Origin of the sequence: Lysinibacillus sp. GbtcB16, assembly GCF_019091145.1 — a bacterium.
Taxonomy (GTDB): domain Bacteria; phylum Bacillota; class Bacilli; order Bacillales_A; family Planococcaceae; genus Lysinibacillus; species Lysinibacillus fusiformis.
The window spans coordinates 280,376-296,460 of record NZ_JAGXJV010000002.1 but is presented as its reverse complement, the minus strand read 5'-3'; the positions used below and the strand labels follow the sequence as shown (position 1 = coordinate 296,460).

Genomic DNA, 16,085 nt, shown 5'->3' with positions numbered 1-16,085 from the left:
TTAAAAAACTGATTCACACTAGTTATTGAAACGAGCCAAAAATTTCTACAAGTCAGTTGGCCAATATGTAAGAATGAATAAAAAGCTGACTGTCGATATGTGCGAACATTGCACAATCGAAGTCAGCTAATTACTCTTTATCTCATAACGGTAGACAGCCAAATCTATACGCTATGCTGAAGTTTTTGTGTCGCTACCTTCATCGAGTTCAGTGCCATCTTCAAGAAGCAATTTCGGTTTTTCTTTATCCGTAATTGTTTTTGCAGTAATGATACATTTTTTTACGTCTTCACGTGAAGGCAGTTCGTACATTACATCAAGCATCGTTGACTCAATTATTGAACGAAGACCACGTGCACCTGTTTTACGCTCAATTGCTTCCTTCGCAATTTCCGCAAGTGCACCTTCATCAAACTCAAGCTCAACACCGTCTAGTTCAAGCATTTTCTGATATTGCTTAGCTAACGCATTTTTAGGCTCTGTCAAAATTTGTACTAGTGCAGCTTCATTTAATTGCTCTAGGCTAGCAAGTACTGGTAATCGACCAATGAACTCTGGAATTAGACCAAATTTCAGTAAATCCTCAGGAATCAGCTTAGACATGATAGAACCTTCATCTACGTCCACTATATTCGGATCTGAACCAAATCCAATTATTTTTTCACCTTGGCGACGTTTAATGATGGATTCAATGCCATCAAATGCTCCACCAACGATGAATAAAATATTGGTTGTATCGATTTGTAAAAACTCTTGATGAGGATGTTTTCGGCCACCTTGTGGTGGAACACTCGCAACAGTTCCTTCTAAAATCTTTAGAAGTGCCTGCTGAACACCTTCGCCAGAAACATCGCGTGTAATGGATGGGTTTTCTGACTTACGTGCAACTTTATCGATTTCATCAATATAGATAATACCTTTTTCAGCGCGTTCGATATCATAATCTGCTGATTGGATTAGCTTTAATAAAATATTTTCAACGTCCTCACCCACATATCCTGCTTCAGTTAATGAAGTAGCATCCGCAATCGCGAATGGAACATTTAATATACGTGCTAACGTTTGAGCTAATAATGTTTTACCGCTACCAGTCGGGCCGATTAACACAATGTTCGATTTTGCCAGTTCAACATCATCAATTTTACTGTTTGTATTGATGCGTTTATAGTGATTATAAACCGCAACTGCTAATGCTTTTTTAGCACGCTCTTGTCCAATTACATACTCATCTAAAATCGTTAGAATCTCTTTTGGTTTCGGGATATCTTGGAATTCGATCTCCTCTTCTACACCTAGTTCCTCTACAACGATTTCTGAACAAAGCTCAATACACTCATCACAAATATACACACCAGGACCTGCTACTAATTTACGTACTTGTTCTTGTGGTTTTCCACAGAATGAGCATTTTAAATTGCCTTTTTCATCATTAAATTTGAACAATATGTTTCACCCCTATTCAAGCAACAATCTTACAAGATTATTGAACCTTTATCAAATAAATTGTCTGCATCATTTATGCCTTCGCATTCATGCAAGTAGATTATAACATCATGTTGTTTACTTCATTCGCCGTCTGCAGCATATTTTTCAGGAACCCATTTGCGCGACCTTTCGTTTCTAAGGTCTCGGTTCTTCACTACTGACACATAAGATTCAAGCTGTCATCAACTACTGATATCTTGATCAGCTACATAGCTTTTTATTTATAAATCTACTACATTCATCTACCAAGGCTTTTTTCATTCGAAGAAATGTTGATTGTTAATGTCTTTATTATGATCTTACAGAATGAAGTAAAATGAGCATCGTGTAAAATAAAAACAATACTATGTATAAGTGAAGTGTAAAGTGAGTCGTACTAAACTTTAAGGGGACTGATTTTTAGTTGATGTGATAAAACAAGGCACGGTTTAATGCCGTACCTTGTTTTTTTTAGCTATCTAATTACACAAAATCTTATTCAGTAATTTTAGCGTTTTCTACTAAAAATTCAACTGTTTTTTGGATTTTGATGTCGTTTTCAAGTACTGCTGTACCACCTAAAGCACCTGTAATTTGCTCTTTTGTCATGTTGAATTGAGCAGCCATTTTCTCTAATTCTGCTTCAATATCAGCTTCAGTTGCTTCAATTTTTTCAGCTTCAGCAATCGCTTCTAGTGTTAAAGATACACGTACACGGCTTTCTGCTTCTTCTTTCATTTGACCACGTAAATCTTCTTCAGATTGGCCAGAGAATTGGTAGTATAGATCTAAGTTCATACCTTGTGTTTGTAGACGTTGACCAAACTCTTGCAACATACGATCAGTTTCAGAGTTAATCATACCTGCTGGTACTTCAAACTCAGCATTTTCAGAAGCTTTTTCTACTAGCTCATCACGAAGAGATGCATCAGATTCTGCTACTTTTTGTGCTTCTGTTTGTTCTTTAATTTTAGCGCGTAAAGCTTCTACGCTTTCCACTTCTGAATCTAATTCTTTTGCGAATTCATCATTTAATTCAGGAAGAACTTTTGTTTTAACTTCTTTCACTGTTACTTTGAAAGTAGCTTCTTTGCCTGCTAATTCAGCCGCATGGTATTCTTCTGGGAATGTAACAACTACATCTTTTGATTCGCCAGCTTTCACACCTGTTAATTGCTCTTCAAAACCAGGAATGAAAGAACCAGAACCGATTTCTAGTGGATAGTCTTCACCTTTACCACCTTCAAAAGCTTCTTCACCAACGAAACCTTCGAAATCGATTACTGCTGTATCGCCTTCAACGATTGCTTCGTCTTCTTTAATTTCAAGTTCAGCTTTACGAGCTAATTGGTCTTGAATTTGAGCATCTACTTCTTCATCAGTTACTTCAACTGGAAGTTTAGCTACTTCTAGACCTTTGTAGTCACCAAGTTTTGGTTCTGGTTTAACTGTTACTTGTGCAGTGAATGAGAAATCTTGACCATGTACAAAGTTTTCTGTACCAGAGATTTCTGGGTAATCAACTGGCATAATTCCAGCTTCATCGATTGCCTTTGCATAAGAATCAGGAACGATAATTTCTAATGCATCTTGGTATAAAGATTCGATACCGAAACGTTGTTCGAACATTTTACGAGGCATTTTACCTTTACGGAAACCTGGTACGTTAATTTGTTTTACAACTTTTTTGAACGCTTGGTCCATTGCTGCATCTACTTCTGCAGCTGGTACTTCAATTGTAAGAGTACCGATATTACCTTCTTGTTTTTCCCATTTTGCTGACATGTATAAATACCTCCAAATAAATAATCAAGTTTTAGGATGTTAGACAATTCATTCGTAACTACGATTTTGACAACCATTTTAGTATAACATAGATGTGTATAGTTTCAACTTTTTTCATACCTAATGTAGTTCTGTTAGCTTTTCTAACATTTGTAAAAAGTCTACGATTTCATAGTCCATTTCTTTCACATTCCCTAGCATTGTTGATACAAAATCTATATAACTATAGGCAACATCTTCTGCCTCAAATGGATGCCATTCAAAGGGAAATGTGACAATGGCATGTTTCGCCATTAAGTATTGTACCATTTCCAACGTCGTTGGGTCTTGTGTCAACTGACTTTCAACTATATTTTTTATTTCACCATATTGTGGTAGTTGATTAGGTAAAGATAGTTGTGCGGGGTTTATCGTTTTCGAATGCCCCAATTTTGAAACTGTAATATCAATTGAAACTTCCTGTTCAACTAATAGGATTAAAGCCAAGCTTTGGACAAAAGGATGAACGGTCGTACTTTCAATAATTGCTTGCAATGCCGTTTTTAACTGTCTTACATTGGTATCCATCAGACGATGTAATTTGATAGATTGCTCATTCGCAGTTAGTGCACTAAATTTTTCAAGCTCATACTCCTGCTCCTCTATAAACCGTTGCGCATTTTCTTTTTTTTCAAGATTTTTAGATACTTCTCTATTAAGACTTTTTAATCGTTCAAATTTCTCCACTTGATCACTTGGCAGTACACTTTCCTCTAGGAGGGTCGTGATCAACGTCTCTACTTGATGATATTCCTTCAACTGCATGCAAATTGTAATATACAATTCCATGACTTCCACATACATTGTTGTTCCCATTGTAAAAAGCTGTTCACAAACACCTTTTGCCTTGTCATAATCCTTTAATTCGTATAAAGCAAAGGCATAGGCGCTAAGGGCAAATTCATCACCCGTTTCATATATAAAGGCCTTTTCAAAACTTGCAATAGCTTTCTCGTATTGATAATTTTCAGCAAACATATGGCCTTCACGTATTAATGTTTGGACAGCGCCTGGAAAAACAACAATATTGTCATGTTTGATAACATGACGCTTACGTTTTGTCAATTCCCTCACCTCCTCTGTTCTATTTTTCATTTCGATTATTTACTAAAAAAATCCACAAGTTTCTTATTTTTCACAAAAAATAATTGCTTTTACATTCATATTTTGTAATAAAATGTATTATAATTAGAATAGTCTAAAATTTATTACAACTTGCAGACTTTCTTCCTAGTTATCTGCATACAGAAAATCAAGTTCTTCATAAGGAGTGGAATACATGCAATTACTAGATACAATCACTGAATTTGACCATTGTATCTCACCTGCATTCGAGGCATTATCGATTAAAGTCATTTCATTTTCTACAGCGGACGGACCTATTCAAGATAATCCGATCGAATTTGAATTTTTAACACGTACAAAAATTGATGTGTATACGCAAGAAGCTAGCACTTATCTTTTACGTATTCTTGGAACAATTCCAGGTTCTATCGCACTTGGGCATCAAAATGAAACTCTTTCCATTATTCCTCAAAAAGTAAACATCGAATGTAATGACAAGCTGTTACATGTGGACAAAAAAGATATGCATCAAATTTTACAACATCCTGAGCCGAATCGTCATTACAGCGAATGGCTTATTGATGCTATAAAAAATACCAATATTCTCGTTGAGCTGAAGACAAACCAGCATTCACTGATTGAATGGCCAATCGGTATAAAATCAGCAGCCATAATATAGGTAGAGATAGACATACTTCATCGTATGTCTTTTTTTTTACTCTTATTTAAGCCTTTCCATTTTATTGCGTTTCTATCATAACAACTTTCTATAGTTTCTGGAAATAATATTATAACAGTCACCAACATTAAAGTGTTTGTATTGTCAATTCACACAGCAAATGGCTATCCGTCCTACATCAGGATTGCAAATTGGTCGATTTGCTTGAAAAAGGAGCTATAATAATAGAACAAACCTTATGATGGAGGCACACATAAATATGAATATAAAAGAAACACTACAATCTTTTTCTACTATGACACTGCATGAACGTCAGGCAGTGATGAAGGACAACGGAGAATGGCTCTTACAGGAGATGCTAACGCACATTGGCTCAACTGATGCTGAATTGCGCGATCATTTAATTTATCGTACGTTTGTTGATTTACTAAGTGATAATTTATTAAGCACCCAACAATTACAATTATTATTTGAGACAGCAACAAGTGAGGATTTTCTATATGTACATATCGGAGAAGCACCAACAGACAGTGTCTTTACTAGATCATTCTCTGCACTGCTCATTGCAGGTATACTTGCAAAGGATGCCGAGTTGCTTGTTTTAAAAGATGACGAGTTGCAGCCTTTCTTTAAAAAAATTGGACGTTATCTATTATTAGAACAAGATACAAGAGGTTACGTAAAGGATAAAGGATGGGCTCATAGCATTTCACACGGGGCTGATTTAGCCGCCATGACTATTAAACACCCAAAATTCGATTTGCAATATGCTCCATCCATTTTACATGCACTTAAGCTTGTCACGTGGAAAGGCACTGTCTATGTCAATGATGAAGAAGAGCGATTAATCAACATAGTAGATGCTTTATTACAACAAAACTATTCGGAGGAAGCTTTGATCGAATTTGTTGAACAAGCCTTTGATAAGTTTGAAATGCATTTAATGACGCAAGGTTATAATGATAGCTTTTTTAGTGGGCGTACTTGTACATTAAACTTCATGAAGACATTATATTTTTCTTTAAAAATGAATAATAAAGCCCCCAAACTACAAAATACAATCTATGGGCAAGTAGCCAAATGGCTCAAGCTTGGGGACTGACTAAAAAATGCTGATTCGATACGTATCTTTCTCATAAACATAAAAAATTTCTACCATATTAGCAAACTAAGAATTTACTTAGTTTGCTTTTTGTTTTTCAAATAGAATATAAATATGTAAATTTTTGTATAATCAAGAAAACTATTTGTTATATTAACATAATTAATAACACTCCCCATTTATTCCCTTTTCAATCATTCCTTTCATTGATAGTTCATCCTAATGTTTCCACACAATGATTCTTCTTCTACTCCTTTTATAGATAAAAGGCAAATAAAATCTATTATTATGTCCGACGGGATACTGATTTTATTACAAAACAGCGTCCAAAATGTGAAATACAATTTTTCATAAAAAAAACTATTTACTTAGTTAAACATGAAGAATGCTGTATTTTCAACGTTTCCACAGTGTTTAATAAACAAAACCTTAAAATACCAATACTAAAATAACGTTTTTTGTTCAAAAAATGTTCAAATTCAATGTATCTTTACTATCATTTTCATAACAAAATTATGTTTTTTCTTAAAAACAGGGCGTATAATCCAATGTGCAAACAACGACAAGATGTGACAATCGTTATAGACATGTACGTATGTGAAACGATTGCACAAATCATTGATTTTGCTAACGCTTGCATTAGACCAATCAACTTCAAGATTTATGTTTCATATTGAACCATGCCATTGTAAATTCTTAAGTTGTTGATTGGTACGCCAAGATAAAAGAGGTGACCTCAGTATCCACTATTTATAAATGTGAACTGACAAAAAACACATGAATTTTATGAATAGCCGTTCTATAGAAAGGAGTCAAACATGAAGAAAAAATTAAGTTTAATGTTTGTAGCATTGGGTGCTCTTGCACTTCTTGCTGGATGTGAGCCATTAACAGTATTCAATCCTAAAGGACCAAATGCAGAAACATTATCAAACACAATTATTTTATCCATTATTACAATGGCCTTTATATTACTAGTCGTGTATGTGCTTTTAGCCTTTATGCTAACTAAATATCGTGCGTCAAAAGCATCTGCAGATTATGAGCCACCTCATGAAGAGGGTAGCCATCTTCTAGAAATCACATGGACAGTAATTCCTATTATTATTGTTGCATTCTTGGCTGTTGTAACTGTAAGAACAACATCTACTGTAGAGGCTCAGCCAGCAGGATATGACGATAAAGAACCTTTAGTAATTTATGCATCATCATCAAACTGGAAATGGCATTTTAGTTACCCTGAAGAAGGTGTTGAAACAGTTAACTATGTTAACCTTCCTGTGGATCGTCCAATTGAGTTTAAATTATACTCATTCGGTCCGATTACAAGTTTCTGGATTCCTCAATTAGCAGGTCAAAAATATGCCATGAGTGATATGTTAACAACTATTCACCTTGCAGCAGATGAAGTGGGTTCATTCATGGGACGTAACTCTAACTTCAATGGACGTGGATTTGCAGAAATGGAATTTGAAGCACAATCTATGACACAAGAAGACTTCGATAAATGGGTTGCTGATGTTAAAGCAAAAGAAAAACCATTAACAGAAGAAAAATTTGATGAGCTATTAAAAGCTGAGCATGTTGGTCGCCAAAGCTTCTCATCTACACACTTAGAATTCAGCCCTGCCCCAATGGAACATGGTAAAAACATGAAAATGGGTGACATGGACCATAGTGACATGTCTGAAGAAGATATGAATAATGAACATTCAGGTCATTAATTTACATTTAACTTTGAACGAGTAGAATATTAATTTTTAATTTTGAAAGGAGCGCATCCAATGAGTATGGAAGAATTATTCCATCCAATGCAAGAACCGATGATTTTAGCGGCAGCTATTAGTATCGTAGTTGGAGCAGTCGTTATCGTAGCTGGCCTTACTTATTTCAAAAAATGGGGCTATTTCTACAAAAACTGGCTATCAACTGTTGACCATAAAAAAATCGGGATTATGTATATCGCTGTAGCATTATTAATGCTATTCCGCGGTGGTATCGATGCACTATTAATGCGTGCACAAACAGCTGTTCCGGATAACGGGCTTCTTGATGCACAACATTATAATGAAATTTTCACAACACACGGTTTATTAATGATTTTATTTATGGCGATGCCATTTGTGATTGGTTTAATGAACATTGTCATCCCACTTCAAATTGGTGCACGTGACGTTGCTTTCCCACGTCTAAATGCTGTCAGCTTTTGGCTATTCGCAGCAGGTGCTGGTTTATTAAACTTATCATTCATTATTGGTGGTTCACCAGACGCTGGTTGGACAGCCTACTTCCCTCTTGCAAGTACGGATTTCAGTCCGACTGTAGGGAATAACTATTATTCTTTAGCACTTCAATTATCAGGTATTGGTACATTAATGACAGGTGTTAACTTCATCACGACTATTATTAAAATGCGCGCACCTGGTATGAAATTAATGAAAATGCCAATGTTTACTTGGTCGATTTTAATTACAAACGTAATTATTGTATTCGCATTCCCAGTATTAACTGTAGCGCTTGCTCTTATGATGTTAGACCGTCAATTCGGTACTAAATTCTTTGCAATGCAAGACGGCGGTATGGATATGCTTTGGGCCAACCTATTCTGGGTTTGGGGACATCCTGAAGTTTATATCGTTATTCTACCTGCTTTCGGTATTTTCTCAGAAATCATTGCAACATTTGCGCGTAAAAACTTGTACGGCTATAAATCAATGGTTATGAGTATGGTTGTTATTTCTTTACTATCATTCGTAGTTTGGGCCCACCACTTCTATACAATGGGTCACGGGGTAATGGTAAACAGCGTATTCTCTATTACAACAATGGCAATCGCCGTTCCAACCGGTGTTAAAATATTTAACTGGTTGCTGACGATGAGGAACGGGAAAATTCAATTTACAACACCGATGCTTTATGCTCTTGGCTTTATTCCAATCTTCACAATTGGTGGGGTTACAGGGGTAATGCTAGCGATGGCAAGTGCTGACTATCAATATCATAATACGATGTTCTTAGTTGCCCACTTCCACTACGTTTTAATTCCAGGTACAGTATTCGGTGTACTTGCAGGTTACCACTACTGGTGGCCAAAAATGTTCGGTTTCCGTTTAAATGAAAAATTAGGGAAAACTGCGTTCTGGTTCATTGCAATCAGCTTCAACGTAACATTCTTCCCACTATTCATTTTAGGTTTAGATGGTTATGCTCGTCGTATGTACACTTACTCAGAGTCAACAGGCTATGGACCATTGAACATGTTATCATTCGTTGGTGCTTTAGGACTTGCAGTCGGCTTTGCGTTGATCGTTTATAATATCTACTACAGCTGGAAGCATATGCCTCGTAATGAAAAGGCAGATGTATGGGAAGGTCGTACACTTGAATGGGCTACTCATTCTCCAGTACCAGAATACAACTTTGCAGTAGTTCCAACTGTTACTCGCTTAGATGAGTTCTGGTTCGCGAAAAAAGAAGGTCGCGATATTACAGCAGGTAAAATTGAAAAAATTCACATGCCAAATAATACAGGCACACCTTTCTGGATGAGTGGATTCTTCTTCCTTGCAGCATTCTTCGCTGTATTCAATATGTGGGTGCCAGCCATCATTAGTATGCTTGGTGTATTTGGCTTCATGATCCATCGTTCTTTCGAAAAAGACCATGGTCGTTATATTTCAGTTGAGGAAGTTATGGCAACTGAGAAAAGCTTGAGAGGTGATAAATAATATGAAAATCGATTCTTCACTTCCATTAGAATATAGTACAGAGGAAAATCGCCTAAAAATCTTTGGTTTCTGGATTTTCCTTGGCGCCGAGATCGTGTTATTTGCCACATTGTTTACTGTGTATTTCACACTTCACACACGGACAGGTAGTGGCCCGAATGGTGCTGAAATCTTTGAATTAACACCAGTTTTATGGGAAACATTCTTATTATTAACAAGTAGTTTCACAATTGGTCTGGGTGTTCATGCAATGCGTATTGGTCGTAAAAAGGCAATGATGACTTTCTTCATCATTACCCTTTTACTCGGCTTAGGTTTCTTAGCTATTGAGATTGATGAGTTCATCACTTATGTACATGAAGGTGCGACAATTCAAACAAGCGCATTCCTGTCATCATTAATGACATTACTTGGAACACACGGTGCCCACGTAACATTTGGTTTCTTCTGGGGCCTAGCTATCATTATCCAAGTAGCTAAACGTGGTTTAAATCCACAAACAGCGAACAAAGCGTTTATCTTCTCATTGTACTGGCATTTCCTAGACGTTGTTTGGATTTTCATCTTCAGCTTCGTCTATTTGAAAGGACTGATTAGCTGATGAAGGAATTATTCCCAAAACAACATGTCATGGGCTTCGGCTTCTCACTATTACTGACACTTGTCGCTTTAGCCGTTGTAACCTTTGATATGAGTTATAAAGTGGCATTTGCTATTTTACTTGTCACTGCCCTTGCACAAGCAACTGTACAGTTAGTGTTATTCATGCACATCGGTGAATCTGAAGATAAGAAAACGTTATATACAACGATTTTATATTCAGTATTCGTAGGTGTTGTAACAATCATTGGTACATTGTTTGCCATGATCTGGGGTTACTAAGCAATTACATGTAGATATTTTCGAGCTTATTGAAAAGCTCCTCAAAAAGCTGTCACCTACTTTCGTATTAAACGATTGGTTGGTGACAGCTTTTTTATTAATTTTCATGCTTATTACTGGTCATTACTGCAAGATTATTGTTTTTTCACTAAGTATTTAGATACATTTTATAGAATAACGAAACTTTTCCTTTTCTTGGGCGTATATTAGTAGATAGTGTTTTTTACCAAGAATAGGAGATGAAAGTAATGAAGAAGATTTTTAAAGTACTAGCAGTTGGAACACTAGCATTGACTCTTGCTGCTTGTAATTCAAGTGCCACGCCTACGAAAGACACAACTAAAACTAGCAACCTCACTTTAGAACAAGTGTATGACAAGGCAGTGGATCGTCAGTCTGACATTAAAAGTGCTAGTGCCAATATGGATATGACACAGGTAACGAAGGTTGGATCTGGTGAAGAGGCGATGGAGTTCTCTATTAACTCTAAAATGGAAATGGACATTATCGTCGACCCATTAGCAATGCATTTATCAGGCTCTATGTCGATGCCAGATATGATGAGTGAAGGCCAAGAAACAACGGACATGCCTATTGAAATGTATATGAAAAAAGACGCTGGCCTTTTCATGAAAGATGTGACTACAGACAGCTGGTTAAAGCTTCCTGATGAGAACTTTGATGCTATTTTAGATCAAACGGCTGCTTCTGCTGACGCTAAAGAACAGTTAGAACAACTTAAAAAGTTTATTAATGATTTTACATTTGAACAAACGGATAAAGAATATGTCCTTACATTAGAAGCAAAAGGTGATAAATTTAAAGAGCTAATTGATTCTGAAATTAATAAATCAATAGAAGACATGGGATTAGAAGAAAACCCTATGGATCAATTAACAATCGAAAAAATCAACTATGTGCTACACATTGATAAAGAGACTTTCGATACGAAAAAAATGGATATGAATTTTGATTTAAAAATGGCAGTAGAAGGCGATGAATTGTTAATGAATACAAAATCAGTCGTTACTTATACTGATTTCAATCATCTTAAAACAATTGATATTCCTCAAAGCATTGTAGATAACGCACAAACAATCGAATAAAAAACAAACCTGCTTGTCATCTACCTACAAGCAGGTTTGTTTTGTCTTTATCCATATAAATAGGACGAAGATTTCCGTAAAATTATCGAACGATTAATACATCACATTGAGCGTAACGTACTACTTTTTCTGCTACAGACCCTAGCATCATTTTTTCCATACGATTTAACCCGGTTGCCCCACATACAATCAAATCAACATTCGTAAGCTGTGTCAAGATCCCCTTTGGCGAACCCGTTTCTACTACAGATTCTACACTTTGAACACCTGTCTGAACCACTTGCTTTTCTAAGCTTTCCATTTTGCTCTTGTTTTCTTTCTTCAATTCTTCCGCATATTTTAAATCATATGCTGACACCGCTCCAAAAGATTTAGTATCAATTACATTCACTAATTGCAAAGTAGCTTTGTGTTGCATTGCTACTTGACTTGCTCTTTCTAAAGCCTTCAATGATTGTTCTGAGAAATCAATTGCTACTGCGATTTTAAGATAATTAGCCATATTTAGTCCTCTCCATTCATCATGCCATTCCATGTTTTCACAAATATTATATCATAACGGTATTCTATATAGTTTATCGTCATCGGGTTGTGGATTGCCGCGTCCATCCGTATTATTACTAATAAAGTATAAGTAGCTACCATCCATAAATACATCTCGTATTCTCCCAAATTCCGATAGTAGCACATCTTGTTTTTTCATGTTCGCATCAAATGTTAGCACCGCTGTCCCCCTTAGTGCTGCAGCATATAATTGATCATCTACTACAGCAATACCAGATGGCGCCCACGTTTTCGCCGAGCCTGAGGTAAATAGAGGGGTTACCATATGTTGCTGTTTGTCTGTTCCCTCTGTAAGTGGCCAACCATAATTCTTCCCTTTTTCAATTATGTTGATTTCGTCATTGGCCGCATTGCCATGTTCGCTTGCGTACATCGTACCATCTGTTGCCCATGCTAATCCCTGCGGATTTCTATGCCCATAGCTATACACATAAGAACGAGGAAAAGGATTATCATTAGGTATGGAACCGTCCAAATTGAATCGTAAAATCTTTCCTTCTAATGCATCTAAATCCTGTGCTAAAGATGGCTGAGTGGCATCTCCGACAGTAACATACAATTTCCTATCGGGACCTATTTTTAAACGACCGCCATGATGATATGTACCGCTCTGTATTCGATCAATTAAGAGGTCCGTTTCCTGCCACTTATTATCGATTAGCGTCAATGTTACGACCCGATTAAATTGCGTTGATCCCTCTTCATACGTATAGTAAGCATAGGCAATATGGGTTGTCGTAAAATCAGGGGCTAACACAAATCCTAGGAGGCCGGCTTCAGGAGCTGTCGATAATTCCTTCTTTAATAGGACCTGTTGTCTTTCAACTTCACCTTCCATGATCTTTACAATATTGCCTGGTCTTTCTGTTACATATAACGCTGTATCGCTTTTTTCGATCGACCAAGGTGTTCGTAATTGCTCTGCTATTATTTCAACGTTTGAAGTGACTTTTGAGGGTTCTTCTTGTTTTGCCATCCTCTCATCCTTCTCCTTGGTAGAAGTACAGGCCGCACACATCAAAATAACTAGCAGCAAACTGGGAATCATTCGCTTCATCTTGTCTCCTCCTTTTTTCGAAAATAGAAAAAGACGTCGGTCCTAGACGTCTCTTTTACTTATTTTTATACTGTCAAACATAATTATTTCACCAAATGTTTTTGTGTGCTCTAGCACTTTAAGATAAGCTTCTTTTCGATGGATGAGTCGTTCTTGTCGTAATTTTTGATAGGAATAATAAAAATCATCTATTGTTATTTTATCCATAAACTCACCTCTTATAGTAGTATATGCTAACACTATTATAAGGTTGGTAAATTCTTACGACAATTCTATTTTCTATTTTTGATTATAAGTTCCCAAAAATCGAAGGATAAAAGACATACGATTTCTCGAAAGAATATACATATTTATCTAATTAGTTGATAAAAAAAGGCAGTACTTTTTCTTCTACAACTTGTTCACCCGCCTGTATCCATCTACTTTTATCATGAATATACCCATCCTTATCAAGCGGCGTCTGGAACTGACTAGCTCCTGTAGCATCTAGTAATGAGCCTTCATCATAATCTAAGCCAACGTTAGCAACATGTTTAATGACAAACGGCTTTTGAAATCGAATTTGGGCATCTTCATTATCCAATTCCCCAACCGTTACGATAAAGGGCACGCGCAAATAGATTGTTTCGCCACCACCTCTCCATAGTACCGCGTCAAAGCTCCCTTTATGATACTCCCAATTCCCACCAATTGTAAAACCACGATCAATAATATGATCTCGCAAATAACCATAGCCTATCTCTTTTCCAACTATTTTTGAATCAAACTGTAGCAATTTGAAACCTCCTCCTTTCACTTAATAAAAGTCTATCCTAAAAAGAGGAATTACAAACTATTTCTCGCACTCAGCAAAAAAATCCCGAAGCCCTAAAATAACAAGGCTTCGAGATTTTTGTCAATATTTATAAAGGAACTGAGACTGTTCGATTTAAAACATATTTAGCGGCTTCTACATATTCTGTAACAGTTCTTAGGCTAACTGCGGCAGTTGGCGTTAAGCTTTCAAAGCCATGATAGCATCCTGGATATAAATGAAACTCAACATCGACGCCTGCCTGACAGAGCTTCGTTACATATTGTAACGTTTCATCACGGAACGGATCTAGCTGACCAACACATGTGTAAGTAAAGGGAAGCCCAGTTAAGTCATCGGCTCTTGCAGCAGCAGCGTATTGTGACACATTGTCACTGCCGTTTGCTCCATTTAAATACATTTCCCATCCCTTTTGATTAAGGGAATGATTCCAGATCATATGACCAGTAATTTCTAATGCGGAAGGTGTATTATTACGATCATCTATCATTGGATATAGAGGCATTTGGAAGCTAAGCTTTGGATAATTGCGATCACGTGCTAGCAATGCAAGAGCAGCGGTTAGCCCACCCCCAGCACTTGCCCCGGCTATCCCTATACGTTGATTATCAATCCTTAGTTCATCTGCGTGATCTGCCACCCATTTTAACGCAGTATAACAATCTTCGAGTGGGACTGGGTAAGGATACTCAGGTGCAAGTCTGTAGTCTACTGATACAACGACGCATTTTGCATCTGTAACGAAGCGCTGACAAAGCAAATCATCGCCCTCTGGAGCTCCTAAAACATAGCCACCTCCATGAATCCACACCAATGCTGGGTAAATTTCACTTTGGTCTTTTGGCTGGTAGATTCTAATGCGCAGTGCAACACCCTCTTCTGGTCCTTGAATCATTTTATTAGTAACTAAAATCTGCTCGTCTATTGTTGCTGGTACGGCTACAGCCGCCATCCCATCTCTTGTAGCTTGTACATTGTCTAAGTCTAAAGGTGGAAAAACAGCTAATAATTCTTTTAGTTCCGGGTCAATACGATGTTCCATTAAGCTTCATCCTCTCTTTTATCAGTTCTTTACGATGTAAGTCCGCCATCAATCGTCACAACTGCACCATTCATATAAGAAGACTCCTGCGAAATTAAGAAAGCGATTACATTTGCGATTTCAGTAGGGTTTGCTAATCTTCTTAGAGGCCCATTCTCCTCAGGGCTTGTTTCAAGTCCCTTTGTCATGTTTGTCCTGACACCACCAGGGCATATAGCATTTACGCGGACACCGCTAGGTCCATATTCTATAGCAGCCGTTTTAGTTAGCCCGATGACACCATGCTTGCTTGCCGAATAGCCTCCCATATAGGGTTGCCCTTGTATTCCAGCAGCTGAGGCAGTATTCACGATGACACCTGATTGTTGTTGTTCCATCTCTTTTAGCACATACTTTAAACCTAAAAATGCCCCTTTCAGATTGACAGAGATTACACGATCAAACATCTCCTCATCTAAATCACCTAACAATGAGGGTGGACTTAAAATGCCTGCATTATTAATGAAAGCATCAATTCGACCAAATGCCTGCTTGGCAGCATCCACATACTTCCTTACATCTTGACTGTTGGAAACATCTGCTTGGACAAAAATGGCCTGCTGCTGATGCTCTTTCACAGCTTTTAAAGTTTCCTGACCACTCCTTTCATCAAAGTCTACTAATATTAATGCCTTGTTTTTTGTCGCTAGTAGTTTAGCTGTTTCTCTACCTATTCCGCTTCCCGCACCAGTAATAATCACTACTTGCTGCTCCATATT

16 protein-coding genes are annotated in these 16,085 nt (G+C 37.0%); 7 read left to right on the top strand and 9 right to left on the bottom strand.

Going from position 1 to position 16,085, the window contains the following annotated elements; genetic code table 11:
* Positions 1–171 precede the first annotated feature (171 nt).
* From clpX to KVT27_RS13325, 3 genes are all read right to left on the bottom strand, one after another.
* Positions 172–1,443, bottom strand: a complete 1,272-nt coding sequence (gene clpX, locus KVT27_RS13335; RefSeq protein ID WP_008180649.1) for an ATP-dependent protease ATP-binding subunit ClpX — start codon at positions 1,441–1,443, stop codon at positions 172–174.
* A 516-nt stretch (positions 1,444–1,959) separates the two neighbouring features.
* Positions 1,960–3,249: a trigger factor gene (gene tig / locus KVT27_RS13330; RefSeq protein WP_036119311.1), complete on the bottom strand. Its 1,290-nt coding sequence runs from the start codon at positions 3,247–3,249 to the stop codon at positions 1,960–1,962.
* Positions 3,250–3,369: 120 nt separating this feature from the next.
* On the bottom strand, positions 3,370–4,362 hold the full coding sequence (locus KVT27_RS13325; protein WP_225316175.1) for a DUF3196 family protein: 993 nt from the start codon (positions 4,360–4,362) through the stop codon (positions 3,370–3,372).
* A 205-nt stretch (positions 4,363–4,567) separates the two neighbouring features.
* On the opposite strand from KVT27_RS13325, the gene KVT27_RS13320 reads away from it, so the two are divergent.
* From KVT27_RS13320 to KVT27_RS13290, 7 genes are all read left to right on the top strand, one after another.
* A complete protein-coding gene (locus tag KVT27_RS13320) occupies positions 4,568–5,032 on the top strand; it encodes a hypothetical protein (protein WP_008180854.1) in 465 nt (154 codons plus the stop codon).
* Between the two features lie 259 nt (positions 5,033–5,291).
* The gene (locus KVT27_RS13315; protein WP_036119317.1) at positions 5,292–6,134 is read left to right on the top strand and encodes a DUF2785 domain-containing protein; all 843 of its coding nucleotides are present in this window, start codon (positions 5,292–5,294) and stop codon (positions 6,132–6,134) included.
* An 818-nt stretch (positions 6,135–6,952) separates the two neighbouring features.
* Complete coding sequence (qoxA, locus tag KVT27_RS13310; protein WP_036220617.1) at positions 6,953–7,858, top strand: cytochrome aa3 quinol oxidase subunit II; 906 nt, start codon at positions 6,953–6,955, stop codon at positions 7,856–7,858.
* Between the two features lie 60 nt (positions 7,859–7,918).
* Positions 7,919–9,862 (top strand): cytochrome aa3 quinol oxidase subunit I, encoded by a 1,944-nt coding sequence (gene qoxB / locus KVT27_RS13305; RefSeq protein WP_008180847.1) that lies wholly within the window; start codon positions 7,919–7,921, stop codon positions 9,860–9,862.
* Between the two features lies 1 nt (position 9,863).
* The gene (gene qoxC / locus KVT27_RS13300) at positions 9,864–10,463 is read left to right on the top strand and encodes a cytochrome aa3 quinol oxidase subunit III (protein WP_025114588.1); all 600 of its coding nucleotides are present in this window, start codon (positions 9,864–9,866) and stop codon (positions 10,461–10,463) included.
* A complete protein-coding gene (qoxD, locus tag KVT27_RS13295) occupies positions 10,463–10,744 on the top strand; it encodes a cytochrome aa3 quinol oxidase subunit IV (protein ID WP_008180843.1) in 282 nt (93 codons plus the stop codon). The genes qoxC and qoxD overlap by 1 nt, the downstream gene beginning before the upstream one ends.
* 248 nt (positions 10,745–10,992) lie before the next feature.
* Complete coding sequence (locus tag KVT27_RS13290; RefSeq protein WP_036119322.1) at positions 10,993–11,850, top strand: DUF6612 family protein; 858 nt, start codon at positions 10,993–10,995, stop codon at positions 11,848–11,850.
* An 82-nt stretch (positions 11,851–11,932) separates the two neighbouring features.
* Here KVT27_RS13290 and KVT27_RS13285 read toward each other — a convergent pair whose 3' ends face one another.
* The 6 genes from KVT27_RS13285 to KVT27_RS13260 form a co-directional block, all read right to left on the bottom strand.
* Positions 11,933–12,352 carry a universal stress protein gene (locus KVT27_RS13285; protein WP_036119324.1) on the bottom strand — a complete coding sequence of 140 codons (420 nt, stop codon included), beginning with the start codon at positions 12,350–12,352 and terminating at the stop codon, positions 11,933–11,935.
* Between the two features lie 51 nt (positions 12,353–12,403).
* Positions 12,404–13,471 carry a PQQ-dependent sugar dehydrogenase gene (locus KVT27_RS13280; protein ID WP_217581461.1) on the bottom strand — a complete coding sequence of 356 codons (1,068 nt, stop codon included), beginning with the start codon at positions 13,469–13,471 and terminating at the stop codon, positions 12,404–12,406.
* 42 nt (positions 13,472–13,513) lie between these two features.
* Positions 13,514–13,678: a hypothetical protein gene (locus tag KVT27_RS13275; RefSeq protein ID WP_191967666.1), complete on the bottom strand. Its 165-nt coding sequence runs from the start codon at positions 13,676–13,678 to the stop codon at positions 13,514–13,516.
* A 151-nt stretch (positions 13,679–13,829) separates the two neighbouring features.
* On the bottom strand, positions 13,830–14,246 hold the full coding sequence (locus KVT27_RS13270) for a YugN family protein (RefSeq protein WP_025114584.1): 417 nt from the start codon (positions 14,244–14,246) through the stop codon (positions 13,830–13,832).
* Between the two features lie 127 nt (positions 14,247–14,373).
* Complete coding sequence (locus tag KVT27_RS13265) at positions 14,374–15,327, bottom strand: alpha/beta hydrolase (RefSeq protein ID WP_036149302.1); 954 nt, start codon at positions 15,325–15,327, stop codon at positions 14,374–14,376.
* A 29-nt stretch (positions 15,328–15,356) separates the two neighbouring features.
* Positions 15,357–16,082, bottom strand: coding sequence for an SDR family NAD(P)-dependent oxidoreductase (locus KVT27_RS13260; protein WP_217581460.1), 726 nt, complete (start codon positions 16,080–16,082; stop codon positions 15,357–15,359).
* Positions 16,083–16,085: the final 3 nt, after the last annotated feature.

Excerpts from the sequence above, each read along its gene's own strand:
- KVT27_RS13265 (WP_036149302.1), bottom strand. The coding sequence starts at position 15,327 with ATGGAACATCGTATTGACCCGGAACTAAAAGAATTATTAGCTGTTTTT.
- KVT27_RS13285 (WP_036119324.1), bottom strand. The coding sequence starts at position 12,352 with ATGGCTAATTATCTTAAAATCGCAGTAGCAATTGATTTCTCAGAACAA.
- tig (WP_036119311.1), bottom strand. The coding sequence starts at position 3,249 with ATGTCAGCAAAATGGGAAAAACAAGAAGGTAATATCGGTACTCTTACA.
- KVT27_RS13260 (WP_217581460.1), bottom strand. The coding sequence starts at position 16,082 with ATGGAGCAGCAAGTAGTGATTATTACTGGTGCGGGAAGCGGAATAGGT.
- qoxD (WP_008180843.1), top strand. The coding sequence starts at position 10,463 with ATGAAGGAATTATTCCCAAAACAACATGTCATGGGCTTCGGCTTCTCA.
- qoxC (WP_025114588.1), top strand. The coding sequence starts at position 9,864 with ATGAAAATCGATTCTTCACTTCCATTAGAATATAGTACAGAGGAAAAT.
- qoxB (WP_008180847.1), top strand. The coding sequence starts at position 7,919 with ATGAGTATGGAAGAATTATTCCATCCAATGCAAGAACCGATGATTTTA.
- KVT27_RS13290 (WP_036119322.1), top strand. The coding sequence starts at position 10,993 with ATGAAGAAGATTTTTAAAGTACTAGCAGTTGGAACACTAGCATTGACT.
- KVT27_RS13315 (WP_036119317.1), top strand. The coding sequence starts at position 5,292 with ATGAATATAAAAGAAACACTACAATCTTTTTCTACTATGACACTGCAT.
- KVT27_RS13275 (WP_191967666.1), bottom strand. The coding sequence starts at position 13,678 with ATGGATAAAATAACAATAGATGATTTTTATTATTCCTATCAAAAATTA.
- KVT27_RS13280 (WP_217581461.1), bottom strand. The coding sequence starts at position 13,471 with ATGAAGCGAATGATTCCCAGTTTGCTGCTAGTTATTTTGATGTGTGCG.
- KVT27_RS13320 (WP_008180854.1), top strand. The coding sequence starts at position 4,568 with ATGCAATTACTAGATACAATCACTGAATTTGACCATTGTATCTCACCT.
- qoxA (WP_036220617.1), top strand. The coding sequence starts at position 6,953 with ATGAAGAAAAAATTAAGTTTAATGTTTGTAGCATTGGGTGCTCTTGCA.